Raw genomic sequence first — 21,243 nt, forward strand, 5'->3', positions numbered from 1 at the left:
AATAACAGAGTAAGCAATTAACTGATTAGAGGATTTTTATACTGTTTTAAATAGCGCTTGGCGAATTGATAAGAAGCATAATCAGTAATATGGGCCACATCCCGAAATACCGGCACACCATTGATATCAGCCTTACAGTGACCATCTTTTGTACACTGTACTTTTCGCGGATCGATAATAATGAGCTGTGTATATTTCTTTTGCATTTTTAAAAATAAATTATCAAGCCAAGAATCAGCATTGGTTTGTAAGTCAAAGTCGCATTGTTTAGGATCATATTTTTTCCGTTGTTTCACATGTTGGAAGAAACAATCACGCAAATTGTCAGTTGTTGAAGCGGTCGCCTTGATTAATACAGGTGTGGCTCCTGAATCAGTGATAAGCTGCAAAGCCTTTTCTAATGCAATTTTAATACGCTTTTTGGTCAACGCGACGGTACGTTCGTCATTTAATTGATTAATCACATTAACGCCTAAATAACCATTCCAAGACTGACCTATGATGACATAATGATAATGATTGGTTTTAATCATCTCGTAATAGCGCTGAGTTTCGTCGTAGCATTCTTGATAAATCCTATTTCTATAAGTAGACCAATCGTAAAGATAAATTCCCGGTAGGGCGAGGCAGCCAGGTGTTGCTTGCGCAAGAATGGATATATTCGCTTCTTTAGCGAGAGTATCCATGAAGCGCCAAGAATGATTTGAAAACGAATCTCCAATCATAAGACTGGCTTTGCTATCAGCATTTTTTGCCCCAAAAGTACAGCGACTCTTAATATCAACGCTATTTCTACCCATGCATTTTTCTCTTTGACTGACGTCGTATTGCTTTAATTGTTCAAAAACTTTCACTACATCATTATTAAAGCGATGAGGAAAGCCGGCATTGTTTAGAATTAAATAACCATCTAAATGAGCGAGGCCAATTGGTAAAAGCAATAAGAGACCCAAAGTATAGACAAAGCGGAATTGATAAAATTTACGTGCCGGTTTTTCAATAAAGCACCAAGAAAGGTAGCCTAGAACTAAACTTGCACAAAGTGCAGCGGCGATTATTGAAGTGTTTTCTTCGATTCCCAGATAGCGAATAAACGCAAAAATGGGCCAATGCCAAATATAAAGCGAATAAGAAATTAACCCAATGAAAACAAAAGGTTTTGTTGACAGCAATTGATTAATAAATGGTTTAGGTTGATGCCCGCCAACTGCAATTAATAAACCAGTCGCGACACATAAAATAAGCGCATAATAATTGGGAAAACCTTGGCTGATATTGCTGCGGGTGGCGATATAGACTAAAGCCAGAAGGGCAAGAGCGCCAATGATATTCAAAACGATACTCGGTAAAGAAAAGCGTCTTGGAGTAAGAGCAACAGAAGCACCGACCAAAAATTCAAAAATACGACTTAAAAATTGATAGTAAGTCTTGTCGGGATAATTGGCTGAAAAATACAGGGCCAGGCCGAAAAAGAGCAGGGTGAATAAATAAATAAGCTTGTTAATATGCTGTTTAGGGGCGAATTGATTCAATAAGTAGATGGCAACAGGCAAAATTAGGTAGCATTGCCACTCAATCGATAAAGACCAGGTATGCAAGAGGGGGAATTGATTTGAGTCCGCTGCAAAATAACCAGTTGTAACACGCGCAAAATAACTGTTTGAGGTAAAAATTGAGGTTTTCCGGGCACTTTTGGCGTATTGCACCAAATCATCAGGCAAATAAAAAATCAAGGCGCAAAGAGTAACCACCACAAGTAAACAAATAAATACCGGCTGTAAACGCCATAATCGGCGACTATAAAAATCAAGGAAAGAAAAATTCTGATTCTGAATAGACTGATGGATGATACTTGTAATCAAAAAGCCCGAAATCACAAAAAAAAGGTCAACACCGATAAACCCAGAGGGAAAAAGCTTCAGGCCACTGTGAAATAATAAAACAAATAGGATCGCAATTGCTCTTAAGCCATCCACGTCTGGACGATAGGTCATCCTCAAAGATTTCCTTTTATTAGAAGTTGTGCATTTATATCATAATTTTTTTTTTGCTAGAAGATTTGGGAAAGATCAATGGACAATTTCTATTTACACAAAAACTAAAAAACTAAGGGTTCAGACAAATAGTTAATATTTTCTTAATATTAACTCAGTAAGATCAAGCTAATATTATTTATTTTTTACTCTATGACAAAAGAAGCAAATGAAAAAAAGAAACTTTCAAAACAAGAAAAAAAACTAGAAAGCTATCATAAAAAGTTAGTCAGTTATATTCGGAAAAAAGAACGTCTTACTCGCGACAATCTTGTTTCTTTCGAAAAAAGAACTTCTTTTGTTGGTTTTATTACCGCATTTTACCCTATTATTCGACTTAGGGACGTAATGCAAAATTATGCTGAAAAAAAAGGAGTACTTTATAAGTTATTTCATTTTTTTAGCGCTGATTATCAAGCCGGAGAAAAGGTTGTTTTTCCGAGTCTAAGAAATTTTTTTGGGGCCTTATTTAAAAATTTTATAACAAATCGATCTAATAAAGAAAATTTAATTATTCGTCAGAATAATATCGGCTATGCACAAGAGTTATTGGCCCAACTTGATGCAAAAATTTATGGCGAACCTGAGTTAGACATTGATATTAATCAAGAAATTTATGAACAATTAAAAATTAAGAAAGCACGAAAAGAATTTGATTCTTATTACTATTTGTTAAAAGAAATCTTTGCTAAGACCGATCAACAGGTGACAAAAAGAAGTCTTAATGAGCTTAGAGAAAAATCAACTTATCTGGATAACCGTTCTGCAGAACCTGTTAAAAAGGGTTTGTATAGGGGAAACTACCATAGTTCTGCGATGATTCAGGTAAAATTATCAGAGTCAGAAGGCGACTTGTGTCTTTTACCTGTTGCTCCTTTTTCTCATCCTTATATTGACGAGCAAATTCATTTAGCGAGAGTTCTACGCTGGGGTGATCAATGCATGCATATGGTTATATCAGTAGAAAAATATCAGGAATACTCTATTAAGGGTGTTGAAGAAAAATCAAAGAGATTAGTTGGAAAAGATAATGAATTATTAGCCGATGGCTGGTATCAATTTGTAATTATTCATGACCCACAAACCGGTCAACTCTTTATTCGCTATTACCCTTGCGGAGAAAAAAGAGACGGGGTACCTTTTATAAAACAAAATCCTACAAAAAGTGAAGAAGCGGTTGATGATGAAGGGTATTTGATTCAACATCCTGAAAGTTTTTCATTAAAATATGAAAAATACATCGCTCATAGTGAATTAGCGGGTGGGTTACCAGTAAACGCAGCCGGCGCTTTTATGATAAAAAATGGCAAACTCAGAGTGATTGAAGATAGTTCAGGTCATTATGCGCGAAAGAATAGGGATGAGGACCCGCATCGTTCGTTAAAATTTTGCTTTGATTTATTTAGTCATTTAGGTGCTGACCTGGAAGATACCGTTTTAGAGCGTTGGGAACCCTATCACGGTATCGATAAACTTCTTAAAAAGGGTGCCGCTGTATTAACTCAATTTTTCGAATTACCCTCATTAAAAAAAGAAGGGATCTCGGCCCAACTCGCTGAATTAAGGGCCACCGAACCTGAGCATGAAAGCCCTATTCAAAAGTTAGTCAAGTTAAGTTAAGTTAATCCTTTAAGGTTAAAGCCAAATCCCAGCGCTTGCCATCCACGGTATAGAGTTGCAGGGTATAATTTGCTGGCAACAATTGCAGTGGATTTACCGGTGCTAGGGAAATTTCCGCTTTAGCACTTTCAGGCGCAATTAATCCATACATACCCACGCCAACTTTATTATATTGATAACTATTCTGAATAGTCGCTGTGTCTAATTGGTGTAGTTGCGTGGCTGACCAAGTCTCAACGATATTTTTAGTAGCATCCAATAATTCTATACGTACAATATAATTAGGAACCGCACTTGGCCCTGCATCAACATTGAGTTTAAATTTCACAGCTCCCTTGCTGTCTAATTGCCCGTCACTTAAACTGAGATGAAAAACATCGGCGCTTACCGGACCTGCGCGATAACGTGACCAAACAGCTCCACGATAATAATCATAGGTTCCCACTGTAAAAATAAGGGTAACGATAAAAAATAAAATAGCGGTTCGCCACAGGGTTGTGAGTTTCCAAGGCCCACTATTAAAAAGCAAAAACCAAGACTTGTGAACCAAGCCAGGATAACGTTTCATCAACCACCCATCGATTGAATAAACGGGGCTGCCTGCCAAGAACAAGGTCAGACCCATTGATAGATTAGAAACAGCCATGGTCCATTCATCCAGACAAGTACTTCCTTGCCAACCAAACAGAAGCATTAAAACAAAACTAATCATGACCGTGAATATCGCTGCCGTACGGGTAAAAAAACCAAAAATAAGCGCCAAGCCACTGAGAAGTTCTATTAAACTGAAAACAATGATTGCGAAATACAGAAAAACAAAATGATGTAATAGATAACTAACCACAGGAGTTAAATCAAATAGAGCCCCTGGCATAGCACTTTGAATTTTATTCGCCATCCATTGCGAAGCATAGGGATCAAGCTTATGTGGGTCGTAAATGAATCGCCGTGAGCCCCCACCCCAAAAAATCCACCCTTGAACAAATCGAATAGAAAGAATAATCCAGCCAATAATTCGCCAGTCTAAATGATCTAACTTCCATGTGTTGTACATAATTCCTCTATTTTTATAGTGAATAAGGAACAAACTTGTTGCTTAACTTTGACAAAAAATAAAACCAACGACAAGCTACTCAAAAATTACTCATCGATGATTCATTCTGCCAATCGTTCAAATCCCTAGCTTATCAATTGGTACTGGCTATCCTAGCATAACTGGAAGACTTAAGCGTATAGATGGTGGCTATGTGAAACTTAACAAAGCCGCCCTGTTTGGCGACTACTATCGAAGAAGAGGGGAGCCAATAGAACTGCGAGAAATGGTTCATTGATTTTTGTGTATGTTTTCTTATATATCTATAATTAACAGGTTGTATTTATTTAATTTATTATTTAAGGGATTAAAATGAGCCAAAAACTTGCTGTGATTATTGGGTTATTAGTCATTCTTGCTCTGTTATATCTCGTATCACCTAGCTAAAAACGGTTAGCCTATACTTAAAATAAGTTTATTTTATAAAGAGGCAGTATGAGAGCCATATGGAAGGGTGATATTTCTTTTGGATTAGTAACTATTCCTATACAAATTATACCTGTCGAAGAGAAAAATGAGTTGCATTTTCACTTATTAGATTCTCGTGATAATGCACGAGTTCATTATAAACGAGTAAATAGCAAGACCGATAAAGAAGTCCCTTGGGAAAAGATTGTCAAAGGCTATGAATATGATAAGGGAAATTATATTGTCATAGACGAGAGGGCTTTTGAAAATGCCAGCCCCGAATTATATAAATCGATTGATATTGAAGAATTCGTTGATCTAAATGAAATCGATAATTTATATTTTGATAAACCTTACTATGTAATCCCTGATTCAAAGAATCAAAAAGCTTATGTTCTTTTGAGAGAAGCGCTTAGAAAAACAGGCAAAGTAGGGGTTGCTAAAGTCATTATTCGCACTAAAGAATATTTAAGTTTTGTAATGGCCCATGATAATTCTTTAGTGCTTTATCTCCTACATTTTGATGAAGATCTTCGTAAGGAAGATGATTTAAAATTACCTGATGAATCACTCAAAAATTATAAAATCTCTGATCGTGAAATGAAAATGGCGGTTAATCTTATTAAGGATTTAAGCGGAAAATGGGAACCTGAAAAATATCACGATGAATACCGTGAAGCAATGACCAAATGGCTTGATCAAAAAACAGCTGAAATTGAAAAACAAACAGCTAGGAAAAAACCGGCTAACCGACGCACTCCTGATGATGTAGTCGATTTTATTAGTTTATTGAAAAAAAGCATGGGCAAAAAAGGGAAAAAATCTGCAGCAAACTCGGGCAAATCAGCTTCTCGTTAGAATCTTATGGTTTAGAGGACATATATCGACTAATTCAGCTAATTCCTTGAAAGATCCTCACCTTTTTTGAGAGTGTCTAGGCCAAGAGGCATGCATTCCTCCTATTAATTCTTCACCTTCTGTGAGATGTTATTCCTATGCTTTGTGTATAAGATGCCTCAGGGCCTTGACTTCATCAATTCATCCTAATCTTCCCAATTTTACAGAAGCAGATTGAGGATCTTTTGTGTTCTGAGGATTGTTACTTACTTGAGAATTTAATGCAAAAATTCCTGATCTACCTGGCGATGAGATAGCCTCGTCCGAGCGCTCGGATACTTCAGGTGATTTTCTTTTTTTAGACATTTTTTCTCCTTCAGTATAGGGTTGCAACAAGCTTAGCATCTTCGAATCAGTTGGGATTAGAGGCATAACCTCCTTAACTAAATCAACTGCATTATCCCCCGCATGGTCTAAAATTTTTTGCACGAGATCAGAGGAGTTTGACTTAAGAATAGCGGCTAGTAATACTTCCGCATCGATTTCTGCACCGTTTCCAAGCAAAAATTGCGCACAAACCGTACCTTTTCTAGATGAAACAGCTTTATATAAAAGCTTATGGTTTGATGAATCTGTTCTAGTTATAATTTCTCGGTCCAAAATAAATAAACGTTTGAGAAGATCATCTCGATTTTGGGCTACAACCTCTTTAGTCAATTGAGTGCCCCGAAGTTGTTGTTTTCTGTTCTCAAGAGCAGTTAGAAGACTATTAATCATTGACGCATGGCTTCTATATGAAGAGCCAGGGTTAAAATAACTGAAATCCGAAGATTCATATAAGCATTCAGGAGTCGCTCTTTGATTGGCTAAACGTCTTTCATACAATTGTTGGTGCTGATCAGTCTTTCTTAATTGAGCCTCCTCTTTTATTAGCTTGGCCAGTGGTAACTCAGGATCTGCCTGCTTGTCCAATAAAAATTTCACCAATTCATGCTTTTGATGTCGAGCTGCCAGATACAAAAGAGACTGTTGTTCTCTTCCTAATGGTGCATTAACATCAATAAGCTTTTTTTCTATTGCGTATTTTATAGTTTCAATGTCAGCTTTTGTTGCAGCATGCTGCATAATGGCTCTAATTGTTAAAGTTGCTGATTTTCCAAACTCCGGTCTAAAAAATTGCTGGTATTCTCCGTTTAGAAACGGTTTTAACAATATCTCCCAAATCAGTTCATTAGCTAAACGTCGGAGTTGGGTATTAACTAGTAAAACAGGATTAGTGAGCTCTTTTAAACTCATAAATGACAAGATATGCAGCCACATTTCTTCGGGTAATTGGATGCTTTCGTTATCGTTATCCTTTGAATCGAGGTCTCTGCGCTCTGTGTTTTCTCTCATGTTATACTGGCTCAGCAAAAGCCTATAATTTAGCTTATTGACCAAATGAAGAACAGAGAATATTTGTGGTTTCGACATTCCAAAATGGAATTAGTGCAAACAAATTGGAATTGCATCAAAGATGCATTAGCCCCTATCCGGGTTCGCTGAGTTATGAGGGGCTTGATGAGTAATACAACGGTCAACCGGTCTAAGAAAATAAATTTTATTTTACAATCTCGGTCTTCCACTATTAAGTTGCTAGCAATAAATGTCTGAATGGTAATGCCACCATCTATATGAACCTGTTTAAATCCTTCCTTAATTAACCACTGCAAAAAACATGATCGCGACAGGAACAGGTGGCAAAACCTAAAGTTCTATCATGCTAAATTTTGACAATTCATCACCTTTATAATCGTGCTTTGCTGCTAGTGATGTTTTCTATTTCACATCCAAACTCTCTCTTTGGGGGCTCTACTAACAACATTTGTTCAATCATTTTTTCAAAGACAGGATTATGATTGGTAGTTGCCTGTATGATTTCATCAAAAGAAGGAGCGATTTTTTCACAGGCTTGTCTTTGCTCTTTTTTTAAATTCTCTAAAACCTCTGCTGAGGGGAAGCCATGCTCTACAAACACTAATAATAAGGATTCAACCAAACCTCGCTGATTTACACCATCAATAATAACGGGTTCAAATAAAATACCAGCTTGAGTAAACAAGTTCAGATAGAAAGTCAAAAATACTTCATTGCGAAAAACGATATAAATGTTTTGCATTAATTCAGAACAGATGTGCTTTTTCAATTCACCTAAAACAAATAATGCCGAGATCATATTGGATAACGCGTTCACAAATAATTGATGATTATTCCATTCCTTTGAAAAAATTTCACTTTTGTGTTCTTTGGATTTAATCTTCTGAATGGGTGATAATTTTAAGCTTAAAATGATTATCATGAGCCATGTTTGTTCAAACATTTGACACGAAATTGCGTCTTTCAATTCTATTTTAAAAAGGTCTACTAGAGTGAATACTATTGCGAAAGCAATATTTTTAGCCATTTGCAGATCATGAACAGTGGGAGAGTTTTTAATCATGCCATGCAAATCCGGGAATTTGCCAAAAAATAGGCCCGAATGTTGAATTAAGCTTTGCAATGCTAGCAGTTCATCTCCCACCGTTTTTTGCGGGATGACCCCGTTATCGCCTTCATAGGTACAACTAGCTACCCAATCTCGAAAAATATTATTTAGCATTATCTTTGTGTAACTATTTGATGGGATGAAAAAATTAATTTCATTAAAGACTTTTTCTGTCAATGTGGTCGAAAAAACTTTCATGCCGGTTGCAATTGCATCATCAAGTTGGTCGATATTTTTAATTAAAGCACGTTTTGCTAAAAATAAGGCCACTGAAAAGCTTGCCCATCGAGATAAAGAATAGATATCAGGATAACTGGGTCCATAAAAAAAAGAGGGCGATTGATTAGAAGAGTTTGTTGTTTGCTTCGATAACAAAGCTTTTCTTCTTAAATCAGAACCAACATAAAACATCACTGAGATAAACGATGAACTAGTGCAACTAATATAAATCCGGCCGTATTTAATAATTGAATACAAGGTGTTTAAGGGCGATGGCACTAATCTTTTATAATCTCCAGTAGGGGAAAGCTCCACCAGATTATGCATCATCATATTTGCACGAGGGATTCGCACCTGATGAAAGCGAATGACATAATTCGCAATATCATTCAAACCAAATTTTTCGCCTACATCATAGAATTCAATATAGGGGGGTTCCCAGGAATCAAGATGAGGATACAGTGCTTTTTGTCCTTTAACCGTAAAGGGCACATAAAAAGCATGCACTCCTTTTGAAACCCATTCGCCTTCTTTTCCTTTTAATATGAGTTGTGCAAACACAATACCAAAGTCAGCATTACCTGCATTGCCTATAAAGATTTTGCTGGCTTTAATAGATTCTGGATCATTGGCAGTTTCAAACTGGATAAGTTTACCGTTTCTATAGATTGTATAAACATTATCAATAATGAATTGATCATTTTTTTGATCATAAAAAGCGACCGTTTCTAATCCAGGTACATTGGAACCATGCCCAATTTCAGTCATGCAGAAACTACCTAATAAAAATCCTTTTTGTACCAATCTCAATAATCGAGTACGGAGTTCAGGAGCCATCAATTTTAAGCCGCCACCAGCCAGTAACAACTGAACGCCGGCAAGCGTGGCAAAAGAACCACCTCCCGCCAAACCAAATAATTCCAACAGGAAAAAGAATTTTTCAGGATTTTTACTGAGATCATCGAGCTGCAAATAATTTTTACTTAATATGTATTGAAGAGCTCTTAAGGTATGAAGTCGACTTTGCTCACGATGTTGGAAGGGGCCCTTTAGCGAATTGCTCAGCGTTTTCAATTCGCTTTGTATGGTTTCAGTCAGTTGGGGATTAGACAAATTAGGTAAATTAGATTTGATTATTCTAAATATTCTCATGAAGATTGGTCCTCAATCTTAGGTTTAAAGTCATAAAACCGGGTAAATTTCCGATTAATTATTGCTTCTCATACATCGTTTCGCTTGAAACGACCTACTTTGAACACCTTATATCAAAAGCCCAGGCTATTGAAAAGGACAGTTTGTAAAATCTGTCACCGTCTGGAATTTATAACAAGTCAACACTATTTTTTATCGAACCTTGATTAGTTTGCCTGCAACTCACTTAAATAAATCTACTGACCGTAAATCCAATAAAGTGATTAGCTGGTAAGTGGAACTTAAGTCGATTGGTCGTTTATTAATCCCTAAGAAACTAAGACTACAAAGCACTTGTTAATATTTGCTCACTGTAATTGTGCAAAATAGAAATATGTCCTTCTTCTGGTAACAAAACATAATTAGCCTGGGGAATCTGTCGCGAATAGATTTCAGCATGTTTCACCGGTGCCTGCTGATCCTTCCCTCCTTGCCATACAACAAATGGACAGCGAATTGTTTCTAGATCAAAGCCCCAGGGTTTAAAAAGTAGTTTGAAATCATCGAGTACTCCGGCGACATTTTGTCGAAAGGCTTCTTTTAATGCTAAAAGCATCGATTCTATATAATCCGCATTTTTAAATAATTTAGCATCAACTTCTGGTAATTGTTGCAGCATTAATTTTAAGCGCTTAGGATTTTCCAAAGCTTTGCAGGACATTTTCATCATAATTTTCATTAAGATAGGGCAGTAGCGAATCACCCAATTCATCTGTTTTTGAGATCTCGATAGACTGCTTATTGCTTCAGGATAGGTTAGGGGTGCTATACCTGAAACAAGTACAGCTTTATGGAGTAGTTCGGGTATGTGATAAGCGCAAGCAGCAATATAGGGCGCGCCACCGGAATGACCCAGAATAGAAAAAGTTTTTAAATTTAAGGTCGTAGCAAATTCTTTTACATCATTTGGCCAGTCTAAGAGAGTTCGATTGCTTTGAGGGGAAGATAGACCCATTCCAGGTCTATCTATGCCTATTAATCTCAAATGTAACTTAAGAGCTGCTGCATGTAATTTTCCTGCTTCAAGGCGACTACCAGGTAAGCCATGAAAAAATAGCAGGGGGAAACCATCATTAAATCCATATTCTGCAAAGCCAAGCTTTCTGCCGTCCTTAAGTATGAGATACGATAAATTTGCCGTCATAAAAACTCCTTCTGCCAAATTTAAGTTAAATTATGCGTTGCAAATACTTCCATGCCAGCCTGCAAATACTCGGCTAAATCAGGATGAAAACGATTATAGAAATCACGAAAATCCGGATGATCCAAATACATTTGCCCTAGTCCTAAATAGGTTTCTTTTGTAGGGGTCCAAAAGTTATTAACCCAGTCATAATGTTGTTGAATAAGTTTCTGAACTGTAGCTGAATCTATCTTTTGACCTTGTTTGAGGGCGTCGGCAAGTGCAAGATTTAGTTTTTCACCGGCCTCTTTAAATTGCTCCCAATTTGGCTTTTTCCAATGAGCAACACGCTTCCAACTCTCATCAATTTGCTGTTGAGAAATAATTCCAGAATTAAGCATATGTTGTTCATGTTCTTGCTGTTTAATTGGGTCAAAACCATCAAACATTTCTTCAATGCGCATTTTATTTTGTCCTTTTAGATGAGAAATAGTTTTATCAATAGTCTGAATGAGTGTTGATGTTCGCAAAGCCTTAGCTTGTAATAAGGATTTATGCTGTTGTAATGACTTTATTTTATCGAAATCATTGCAACGCAAAATCTGTTTAATCTCATTAAGAGAAAACTCAAGTTCTCGAAAAAATAGAATTTGTTGCAGTAAGAGTAATTGCTCTTCTTTATAGTAACGATATTGGTTCTCACCATAAGCTGCTGGTTTTAATAAACTAATTTCATCATAAAAACGCAAAGTGCGGGTACTCACACCCGAAAGCTTAGCTAATTGTTTAATTGTGTACATTATGGGTACTCCTTCTTAGTCACAAGATACACGATAAGGGTTAACGTTGCGGCAAGGTCAAGCCTTTATTGATTAATTTTTAAATACTCACCTTAGAGCCTATTTTACGATAAAAAACTCAGATTTAATGCGTTGAAAAAAATATAGAGAACCACCTCTCTTAGCCTCTTACAATAGATAAGATCTTATGAAAGCAACGGCGGTATTAGGAATTAGCGGAGGTAAGTCACATGGTTACACTTGTCAACAGATTTCAATAAATTATCAAAATTTATTACTCCTTAGAGTTATACTTTAAGCTAAAGGGAGATAATTCATGAAAAATAAATTTCTAGCAATAGACATCCAGTTTAATGGGCTTGCCCTGAATTCAGGCTCCGCTGTTAAAAAAGCTGAAACCTACCTTGATTTAAAAAAGGAAATTGAGAAAAAATCTCCGTATTTAGGCAACTGCTTTATGATTGTTTTTGAAAACGATAGTGATGATTCAAATCCTCATTATATTCCCTTTGGTTTTTTGAAAATTGATGATAAAAATCAAATAGTTAAGGAAATAACGGTTTCTTAAAATTGGGTTATATGACACAAACGGGGCAAATGCGAACTAGTTGAATCCGCGGGAACTATTTAAAAGATAAGTCTGATTATCAAAATAATCAGACTTATCTTTTATTTATCGTTGGATCTGCCATTCCCTCATGATATGCAAATTTGCTGATATTATCCCTATAGTCGATAAAACTAAGAACCTTTTATAGACTATACTTTCATTGTAATTTTATTTTGGAGTTTGTGTATGTTTCGCTTGATATTTGCTCTTCTTCGTTTACAAATCCTTCGCGCTATACTTAAAAAAGCTTCCCAGCATCCTAAACTCAAGCAGCACGCTGCCCTTTTAGGACCTGTTTTTGTTCTATTAGAATGGTTTTTTACACGCCGTTCACTTAAAAAACGTTAATAATTTTCTTTCAATATGATTGGCTTTGAGCTTTAGAGTATGAAATCATCAAATTCTACTTAACTCAATTATGATCCTCGTCAAAGCTGCCAACTAGAGGCTTTCTGTAAATAGTTAAGCTTATTAAACGATGGAATTTTTCCTTCATCTCTTGAGTCTTCAATCGTATAATCACGATATAAATGATCATGTTTATCTAACATATCTCTTTCAGGGGTAGCTGCTCTAAGAGGACGCCCTTCTCTAGGTGTGGGGATACTGCCAAAGAATCTATGTTTCCGTTGGTAATCAATCTCATCGGAATATACAGAATTTTCTGTATTGACTGAATAGCCATAGTCAAGAGACTCGTGGTTCTTAATTGAACCATTTGGACGAGTACTAATATCTATAATGCGGGGATCCCAGGCATCAACTTCCCATAGGGAATAATCACATTCATCTTGTAATTTAATTTTTATTTCAAGGTATACATGATCAATTTTGATTGAGTTAACAATCCTAATTCTAGCAAGAGCACCATGCTGCTCAATTTCTTTGCCAATTTCTACGAGCAGAAAATCTGCTAACTCATGACAATTTCCTAACCCTGTATGTTTAAGAAGATCATGCCTATACATATACTCATCCTCATGAGTATCCATAATTGGAGCGCGAACATTACGAGAGAAATAATGATTCTCTTTAATTTCACGGTGAAATTTTTTATAACCGCTCAATTGATTATTAATTGTTAATTGACTCCTTGTATAAGAAATAGCTTGGGTGCATATATTAACAAAATCTTTTCTTGATAGAGGCATATTTTTTTCTCTAAAATAATAGGAGCCTCTAATTCTACGACATTGAATATTAACGAATTATTAAGTATACATTTTATTTTTCACCCTTAATTCTCACTGAATTCTACTTGGCGTACGTTTTCTGTCGTGAGGACTTCAAACCCCATATATATTATAATTGAGATATAAAATTATAATATAAGAGTTACCTGTGAGAAGACCCCGAAATATATATCCTATCCTTTACGAAGGAGTAGAGGTAAAAGTTAGCAATAATGAAACCAGTGAAATGGATGAATTAACTGCTATTCCTCTTGCAAGATTATTTGTCTGTGAACCAGATCCAACTACTACTAATCGATATGCTTTCGATATTCGTGAAATTGAAAATTATGTTACTACTTTTGGCCAAGTTTTAAATTTCTATACAGAATCATCTTTTTCCCCTAATGATTTACGCAAATTATTTGAAATGAGCTCGCTATTAAAAACTCATATTATGACTTTGCTCAATAATTCAGTTAGTCATATTAGTCCTCAAACCATTTATGAAATGGATGTATTTGTTAGTAACGCTGCGAAGCCTTCAAAAAAACTCCGCAAAGTTATGGAAAAAAAATATAAAAAATCTGAATTACGAGAAATGCAACAAGCTCGTGTGGATTTAAATGATTTGATTCGCGGAGAAGTATTTTCTAACTTCAAAGATTACTACCGACGATTAGACGAAAAAGAAAAAACAGCAATAGATAATTTTCCTGGCGTTAAACTGTTACTAAAAAGCTACCACTTAGGTGACTCGTTAAGTAATATCTTTAACCTGCCTGCTGATTCATGTTTGGGTGGGGCGGCAGGTGTTTGCAAAAAAATAATAAATACATTAAAAATTGTTGACGATCTTAAAAAAAATTATAGACAAATAAGTCCCCAAAAAGAAAGTTCTGCTCGCAAAGGCTTCTTTTACAAATCTAAAAAAATTTCCGATCCAGAGATAAATAAACCTGAAAAAAAAGATAAAAAAACACCTTAATTTTAAAATTCAATTGCTATTCTCAGCAATGAGCCGATTGATTTCATATCCAAATTGAACACCTGTGATGCTTGGCAAAAGATTTTGCTTTAGGGCAAAACACTATGCTCCTGAAAGAATTCTCTTATATTTTTCTTGCAGGGGTTCTAAGCCCTAACCGTATTTAAAACGATCATGATGTGCATTAGGAAATGAAAATTCGTTATCTATCAAACCGATTTCTAAGAAAACCTTAAAACATAGTCGGTTTATACTGACTAGGTGAAATTAATTCTTGAATTTCCTTTGAGGCCGCATTAGCAAGTTGAGTAGCAACAATACCCTCTCTATCCTCAATATCAACTCTTGCGTGATTCTCAATTAAAATTTTAATAAATTGAATATCTAACTTTAGTTTTAAGGCAATATGTAGAGCTGTGTTTTTACCTGGTTGGGTTTGAATGTCTACTGATGCTCCATGCTCTAATAAGGCTTCTAGCATAGGGAGGTTTTTTTCTATTACTGCTCGAATAATCAGTGGTTTTCCATCATGCAATTGATCTAAAATCGATTTATCAGCCTTTTTAACAAGGGCGATAAAAAGATCGGTATTTTTTAAATTAATCGCATAAACCAACAAGGCACTCAAAATACTCTGATGAATTTTATCCTGGAAATCAAAGATAATTTCTTTTAATAATTGGAGTTCCAGCTCAGAATTTTTTTCGCTATGGGCTTTTAAAAGGTTTAGGAATTGAGATGAATAATCACCAAGAATAACAGCAAAATAATCATCTAAATTTTTATCTATAACATACTGTAAAGCTGTTATTGGATTCGGATTATCATCAAAAAGAGACTCTGGTTTAGCTAAGAGCAAGCTCGACGCTCCGTTTTTTATTAAAAGCTCAACTATTGGATACTGCTTCGCTTCTAATGCTCTTAGCAATAAACTATGACCTTGGGACGAAAGTTCATTGATGATCCCTTTATGCTGATTAATAAAATTTTCAACAAAGGCAAGATTGCCGAACTCGATATGCTTGATACATAATGCAATCAGATCTGAAGGTTTGGCATATTTAATCAAAATATTGAAAATTTCATCTTCATTTGAAGAAGATAAAAGCGCTTTACTGATATCAAGTTTATCTGCCGAATATTTTAGAATCAGAGATATTTTCTTAGCATTTTTATTTTTAAAAGCCATATCAAAAATAGTACGGCCAAAACTATCTTTTGCAGTCGGATCACAATGGCCAGCTTCAAGCAATTTTTCTAAAGTACAATCACTCCCCGTTAATAAAGCTGCATGCAAGTGCGTAAATTGACTAGGCGATTTTTTTTGATAATTAGTTGCTTCTTCGCTATTTTTTGGCAATTCCTGCTCAGAAAATATCTCGAACTTTTCTAAATCGATATCCTTCGCTTGATGGCTAAAATAGTAAATATGGTAAGAAATAGGTAAGGTATTATCCTGATTTATTTTTCTTATTGCTCGATACTTTACATCGATAATGATATCAGTGAGGCAATCGGCAAGTTGCTCAGGATCAGCTTCAAATTCAAAATTTGGATCATAGTAATCAACATAAAAATTGCTATTCACCACATCACCACTAGTACTGTGCTCACCGCCTCCTAAATTGAATTGGATTCCTACTGGCATTCTCCTAATAAGTAGTAAATGTTCGTCCAACTGTTCTCTTGTCATGTCCTTAGTATCAAGATCACAAATAGAAACAATAGAAACGTCTTCTTTTGCAGGGGAAACCAGACTAAATTTGACCTCTGTCTCTAGTTGACGAATAGGGATTACTCCTGTTGTTGCTGTGCCCTGAAACCAAATAATATCTTGTGTCCAATATTCGAATAATGAACGAAGATTATCATGATATTTTGCTTGCTCAGATTCTTCAGGAAAAGTGGTGTTTAAAGCTTGCAAACTGCCATCCCATTTAGGAAGCAATCTAAGATTGTCATAATAATAATTCTTCATTCCCCTTGCAGAATAAAAATTCCGCAAAAAGGAAAAGCCATTGCAATGTCCCGTAATAGCAAGAAAATCAGTATCACGATAATTCGACATCAGATAATAATGCATTACAGGCAGCAACGCTCGGTGATTGATTGCTACTTTTTGTTGACCATATAGTCGATTTTTTTTAACCTCTTCCAGTTGTTTCTGATCTTTACCATAAATTAAGGCTAGTTGTTCATCATTTCCCTCGGCAATCGCCATATCCACCCCAGTAAGGCCATAAATATTTTTAGTTTTTAATAGCATTTCTTTATCGGCATGTTCCAATAACATTTGAGTAATTTCTGGATTATTTTGACGAATAGCGTAATGAAAAGCACAATTTCCAAAGACATCTTTTAACAACACATCAGCCTTATTATCTAGGAGCAATTTAACCATCTCACTATCATTAGCTTCTACGGCGAGCATCAGTGGTGTTTTTTTTACTTCATTTTGGTAATTTATAAAAGAGCCTAAGGATAATAAATAAGTTACCATTGAATGTTGATGGTATTGAGCTGCTGCGTGTAATGCTGTTTGAGTAAATGAAGAATTATTCGGATTCAATTTTCCCTTATTTGATAGTAAATAATTCACAAGTTCCTGATGGCCATTGCTTGCTGCAAGAATAAGGAGTGCTGGTACCATTTTTTCTGAATATTTAAACTCATCTGATCCCTTTTTAATAGCCTCTAAATCCCCCAATTCAGCTAGCCGATGCAAAGGATGATCCGTAAAGCCATTGAAAAATCTGCTTGATTTTAATAGATGGAAATCAGATTTTTCTAATTGAGGGTAAGATTCATTTAGCGATTCTAAAATTTTTTCATTAAACCAATCGCGACAATTCGGATGCACCTTTGCTGCTGCGATTTGAGAACATTTGGCCCCCCTATCAAATAATATTTTGGCTATCCCAAGATGCCCTGCCTCTAAGGCCATTTCAAATGGAGTAACCCCTCCCTTAAGGAAAAGCGGAAGTTGCTCTATGTTAACAGTATGATCTTTGATGAGTTCAGCAACCGCCTCCTCATCACCCAACATACAAGCATAGTGTAGTAAGGTGTGGCCATGTATATCAAAATAATTAAAATTTGTAGGATGGTTAATATAAGGTGGTTTTTGATTTTCAATTTTTTTTTCAAAAATCTGGCGTTCCGCAATAATTTCACGCAATTTTTCATACTTTTCTCGAATTTCTTTCAAACTCATACCCATAAAAAACTCCCATGAATTCGATAAATTCAGTACGCAGATGATAAATAGTATAAACCATTCTCTTAGGTGAGTTAAAATTGAACAGATGATGATTTTTTAAATTAAGGGGTTTACTGCATATCCAGCCCAAACTGGCAATGAGATAGCTTAACGCCTTTAAGTGCCAATATTTTGCCGATATCGAACAACATACCCTGCTCTCTTCAATATCCTGAGTAAAATCATACTCCCCAAGCCCCATGTCCTATAATAAAATAAACTTAGTAATACAGAAGATTGGAAATGACAAAAAATAAAGTTATTAATTTCAGTGCTGGACCTTCTGCAATACCTAATTCTGTCATCCAAACAATTCATGATGAATTATTTAATTGGAGAAATACAGGAGTATCTATATTAGAAATAGGGCATCGTACTCATCAGTTTGCCGATTTAGGTGAAAAGTTAGAGGATTCTGTTAGAAGAATTTTACAAGTACCTAGTCATTTCAGCATACTTTTTTTACCTGGTGGCGCGCAAATTCAATTCGCCATGATAGCTATGAATTTGGTACGTGGTTTTACTTGTGTCAACTACGTCGAAACAGGTTATTGGTCTACTATGGCTATGAACGAAGCAAGAAAATATGCCCAGGTACACCTTGCTGCTAGTAGCGCACAACAGAAATTCACTACTATTCCCGATATTACTACCTGGAATATTGAACAAAATGCAGCATTTTTACATTTCACGGATAATGAAACTATAGGTGGGGTTGAATTTCAGCACATCCCTGACATAGATGATATGATATTAGTAAGTGATATGAGTTCTAACCTCTTTTCAAGACCTATTGATTTTACACGATTAGGTTGTATTTATGCCTGTGCCCAAAAAAATATGGGTATAGCTGGAGTATCTTTAGTTATCATTAGGCAAGACTTATTAGATAGGGCTCTTCCTGAAACTCCGGCCGTTTTTCATTATGCAACCCAAAATAAAAATCATTCACTGACCTGTACCCCCCCTACTTTTGCCTTTTATGTTGCTTCTTTAATGCTGGATTGGTTGGAGGCAGAAGGAGGAATTGAAGTTATGATGGAGCGCAGTCGACTAAAATCTCAAATACTTTATAACTATCTTGATGAAAGTAACGCTTACCATAATCCAATAGCACCTCAATATCGTTCGCGCCTTAATATCCCTTTTACCTTGAATGATGCTCAACGTGAAGCCTCATTTTTTCAAGCAGCAGAGCAGCATGGTTTATTGTATTTACAAGGTCATCGTAGTGTAGGAGGGGCAAGAGCCAGTATTTATAATGCGATTAGCTATGATGACGTCTTGCAATTAATTGATTTCTTGCGTTTTTTTGCAGCACATTAAGGAGTATTTGATGGGCTATGTTAATTCTGAATTATGGAGAATCCAGAAACCCATAAATGTCTTTTTTTTCGATTGGGACAACACCCTATCGTTGCTCGAAGGAATAGACTTTTTGGCGAGTTTGAATGGTGTTGTTGAGCAAGTCCATGAAATAACACAAAGGTGTATGTCAACCACAGGTTTTACTGAGGGTGATTATAAAAAACGTCTAGATTTAGTTAAACCAACTAAGAAACAAATTATGCAGCTGGCCGAGCAATACCATATTCAATGTGCCCCTGGGGCACGAGAAGTAATAAGGCTTCTTAAAAGCCTTGGAAAAAAAATTTATATAATTTCTGCTGGCATTAAGTCATCCATTTTACCGTTGGCAGAAGAGTTAGGCATTCATCAGGACAATATACTTGCAGTTGATGTTTACTTTAATGCCGAAGGGAAATATCAAGGTTTTAATGAGCAGAGTGATCTTGCTAAACCCAAGGGAAAAGCAATGCAGATTGATAAAATAATAGATGCTAACCAGCGTTCGTTGTTATTAGGCGATGGGTTTACCGACTGGGAAGCGAAAACTTCTGTGACTCGTTTTGTAGGTTGTGCCGGTTCAAATCCCAAAAAATGGGTAAAAAAGAACTCTGATTTTTATATAGAACATACCAGCCTATTATCAGTATTAGCTCTGGGTTTAACTGAGCAAGAGCAGGAAGTTCTTTCAGAAGAATACCAGGCCTTTTATAGGCAGGGGTTGGTTGATATTCAAGAAGGCAGAGTTCTAATTAAGGAGCATAATAATGTTTACCATACAAATTCTTGATAATATAGCGCCAACGGCTCTAAAACAGTTTACACCTCCTAATTATAAATTAGGGAACCATTTCGAAAATCCTGACGTAATATTGGTTCGTTCCCATAAATTACACCATCATTCTTTTCCTTTGGAGCTTAAAGCAGTGGGGCGTGCAGGAGTTGGTACTGATAATATTCCAGTTGATTCTCTTACTGCTCTTGGTGTCCCTGTTTTTTATGCTCCTGGTGCCAATGCCAATGCAGTAAAAGAGCTTGTTTTAGCAGCAATGTTAATTGGTTATCGTCATTTGGATGAAGCAAGAATGTTTTTAACTCGTTTGGAAAAACATGATAAAGAATCCCTGTCTCTGGAAATTGAGTCACAAAAAAAACAGTTTGTTGGCCATGAAATTTCAGGCAAAACTCTGGGGGTAATTGGATTAGGCAATATAGGCGTTAAAGTAGCTAATGCAGCTCTTGCTTTAGGCATGAGAGTATTAGGATATGATCCTCATATGACTCTTCCTAATGCACTGTCATTAGACCCTAATGTTGAGAAAATTGATGATATAGAATCGATCTTACCCAACTCAGACATTATTACGTTACATGTACCCTTAACTGCTGATACGACACACTTAATTAATGAAAAAAATGCTTCTTTGATAAAAGCGAACTCACTCTTATTGAATTTTTCTCGCGAGCAAGTAGTCAGTGAAGCAGCAATCATTAATCAATTAGAGATAAAGAATATTTTAGGTTACATTACAGACTTCCCAACTCCTAATCTAACCAATCATCCAAGAGTATTAAGTTTTCCCCATTTAGGTGCTAGCACTACCGAAGCAGAAGTGAACTCAGCAGAAATGGTGATTCGTAATATTATTAATTACCTTAATTTTGGTATTATAGAGCATTCAGTTAATTTTCCTGATACATTTTTACCTACAACTAAGATACCCAATTGTTACCGTATTATTGTGATTAATCAAAACAAACCAGGAGTAATCGCTCATTGTACACAAAGAATTTCTCAATTAGGATACAATATTGAACGTATGGTTAATACTTCCAGAGACAGCATCGCGGTCAATCTAATAGACGTATCAGGAGTTAATTCATCACCTAAAGAATTAGCCAAGAATTTTTCATCAATTGAGAGTGTAATACGATTTCATATCATTTCTCCATTAGAGATGGAAACATAGGGGTATGACAATCATTAGAATGAAAAGTTATTCTAAGAAAATCATCTCA

The 21,243-nt window shown here is 35.8% G+C and carries 16 protein-coding genes; 8 read left to right on the top strand and 8 right to left on the bottom strand.

Going from position 1 to position 21,243, the window contains the following annotated elements; genetic code table 11:
* Positions 1–17: 17 nt before the first annotated feature.
* Positions 18–1,994, bottom strand: coding sequence for an acyltransferase family protein (locus tag Lnau_RS06500; RefSeq protein ID WP_058504324.1), 1,977 nt, complete (start codon positions 1,992–1,994; stop codon positions 18–20).
* A 192-nt stretch (positions 1,995–2,186) separates the two neighbouring features.
* Here Lnau_RS06500 and Lnau_RS06505 point away from each other — a divergent pair, with 192 nt between their 5' ends.
* A complete protein-coding gene (locus tag Lnau_RS06505) occupies positions 2,187–3,653 on the top strand; it encodes a hypothetical protein (protein WP_058504325.1) in 1,467 nt (488 codons plus the stop codon).
* A gap of 1 nt (position 3,654) precedes the next feature.
* On the opposite strand, the gene Lnau_RS06510 is transcribed toward Lnau_RS06505, so the two are convergent.
* Positions 3,655–4,707: a TQO small subunit DoxD gene (locus Lnau_RS06510; protein ID WP_058504326.1), complete on the bottom strand. Its 1,053-nt coding sequence runs from the start codon at positions 4,705–4,707 to the stop codon at positions 3,655–3,657.
* A 474-nt stretch (positions 4,708–5,181) separates the two neighbouring features.
* Here Lnau_RS06510 and ku point away from each other — a divergent pair, with 474 nt between their 5' ends.
* On the top strand, positions 5,182–6,012 hold the full coding sequence (gene ku / locus Lnau_RS06515) for a non-homologous end joining protein Ku (RefSeq protein WP_058504327.1): 831 nt from the start codon (positions 5,182–5,184) through the stop codon (positions 6,010–6,012).
* Between the two features lie 180 nt (positions 6,013–6,192).
* On the opposite strand, the gene Lnau_RS06520 is transcribed toward ku, so the two are convergent.
* From Lnau_RS06520 to Lnau_RS06535, 4 genes are all read right to left on the bottom strand, one after another.
* Complete coding sequence (locus tag Lnau_RS06520; protein WP_058504328.1) at positions 6,193–7,386, bottom strand: ankyrin repeat domain-containing protein; 1,194 nt, start codon at positions 7,384–7,386, stop codon at positions 6,193–6,195.
* 391 nt (positions 7,387–7,777) lie between these two features.
* Complete coding sequence (locus tag Lnau_RS06525; protein ID WP_058504329.1) at positions 7,778–9,886, bottom strand: acyl-CoA dehydrogenase family protein; 2,109 nt, start codon at positions 9,884–9,886, stop codon at positions 7,778–7,780.
* A gap of 322 nt (positions 9,887–10,208) precedes the next feature.
* Positions 10,209–11,069 carry an alpha/beta fold hydrolase gene (locus tag Lnau_RS06530; RefSeq protein ID WP_058504330.1) on the bottom strand — a complete coding sequence of 287 codons (861 nt, stop codon included), beginning with the start codon at positions 11,067–11,069 and terminating at the stop codon, positions 10,209–10,211.
* Positions 11,070–11,089: 20 nt separating this feature from the next.
* Positions 11,090–11,848, bottom strand: a complete 759-nt coding sequence (locus Lnau_RS06535) for a MerR family transcriptional regulator (protein WP_338011303.1) — start codon at positions 11,846–11,848, stop codon at positions 11,090–11,092.
* Positions 11,849–12,164: 316 nt separating this feature from the next.
* Between Lnau_RS06535 and Lnau_RS06540 the strand changes: the two genes are divergently transcribed.
* Both Lnau_RS06540 and Lnau_RS16365 read left to right on the top strand, forming a co-directional pair.
* Positions 12,165–12,416: a hypothetical protein gene (locus Lnau_RS06540; RefSeq protein WP_058504332.1), complete on the top strand. Its 252-nt coding sequence runs from the start codon at positions 12,165–12,167 to the stop codon at positions 12,414–12,416.
* A 228-nt stretch (positions 12,417–12,644) separates the two neighbouring features.
* Positions 12,645–12,806 (top strand): hypothetical protein, encoded by a 162-nt coding sequence (locus Lnau_RS16365; RefSeq protein WP_157070636.1) that lies wholly within the window; start codon positions 12,645–12,647, stop codon positions 12,804–12,806.
* A gap of 80 nt (positions 12,807–12,886) precedes the next feature.
* On the opposite strand, the gene Lnau_RS06545 is transcribed toward Lnau_RS16365, so the two are convergent.
* Entirely contained in the window at positions 12,887–13,609 is a 723-nt protein-coding gene (locus tag Lnau_RS06545) for a hypothetical protein (protein WP_058504333.1), read from the bottom strand.
* Positions 13,610–13,877: 268 nt separating this feature from the next.
* Here Lnau_RS06545 and Lnau_RS06550 point away from each other — a divergent pair, with 268 nt between their 5' ends.
* A complete protein-coding gene (locus Lnau_RS06550) occupies positions 13,878–14,618 on the top strand; it encodes a hypothetical protein (RefSeq protein WP_133134807.1) in 741 nt (246 codons plus the stop codon).
* Positions 14,619–14,850: 232 nt separating this feature from the next.
* Here the strand turns inward: Lnau_RS06550 and Lnau_RS06555 are convergent, their stop codons facing one another.
* Positions 14,851–17,838 (bottom strand): ankyrin repeat domain-containing protein, encoded by a 2,988-nt coding sequence (locus Lnau_RS06555; RefSeq protein ID WP_058504335.1) that lies wholly within the window; start codon positions 17,836–17,838, stop codon positions 14,851–14,853.
* Positions 17,839–18,120: 282 nt separating this feature from the next.
* On the opposite strand from Lnau_RS06555, the gene serC reads away from it, so the two are divergent.
* From serC to Lnau_RS06570, 3 genes are read left to right on the top strand one after another with little or no spacing between them, the layout of a single operon-like run.
* On the top strand, positions 18,121–19,203 hold the full coding sequence (gene serC, locus Lnau_RS06560) for a 3-phosphoserine/phosphohydroxythreonine transaminase (RefSeq protein ID WP_058504336.1): 1,083 nt from the start codon (positions 18,121–18,123) through the stop codon (positions 19,201–19,203).
* Between the two features lie 10 nt (positions 19,204–19,213).
* Positions 19,214–20,014, top strand: coding sequence for an HAD-IB family phosphatase (locus Lnau_RS06565; RefSeq protein WP_058504337.1), 801 nt, complete (start codon positions 19,214–19,216; stop codon positions 20,012–20,014).
* Entirely contained in the window at positions 19,992–21,194 is a 1,203-nt protein-coding gene (locus Lnau_RS06570) for a 3-phosphoglycerate dehydrogenase family protein (protein ID WP_058504338.1), read from the top strand. Before Lnau_RS06565 ends, Lnau_RS06570 begins: the two co-directional genes overlap by 23 nt.
* The last annotated feature ends 49 nt before the right edge of the window (positions 21,195–21,243 follow it).

It is taken from the genome of Legionella nautarum, assembly GCF_001467895.1.
GTDB lineage: Bacteria > Pseudomonadota > Gammaproteobacteria > Legionellales > Legionellaceae > Tatlockia > Tatlockia nautarum.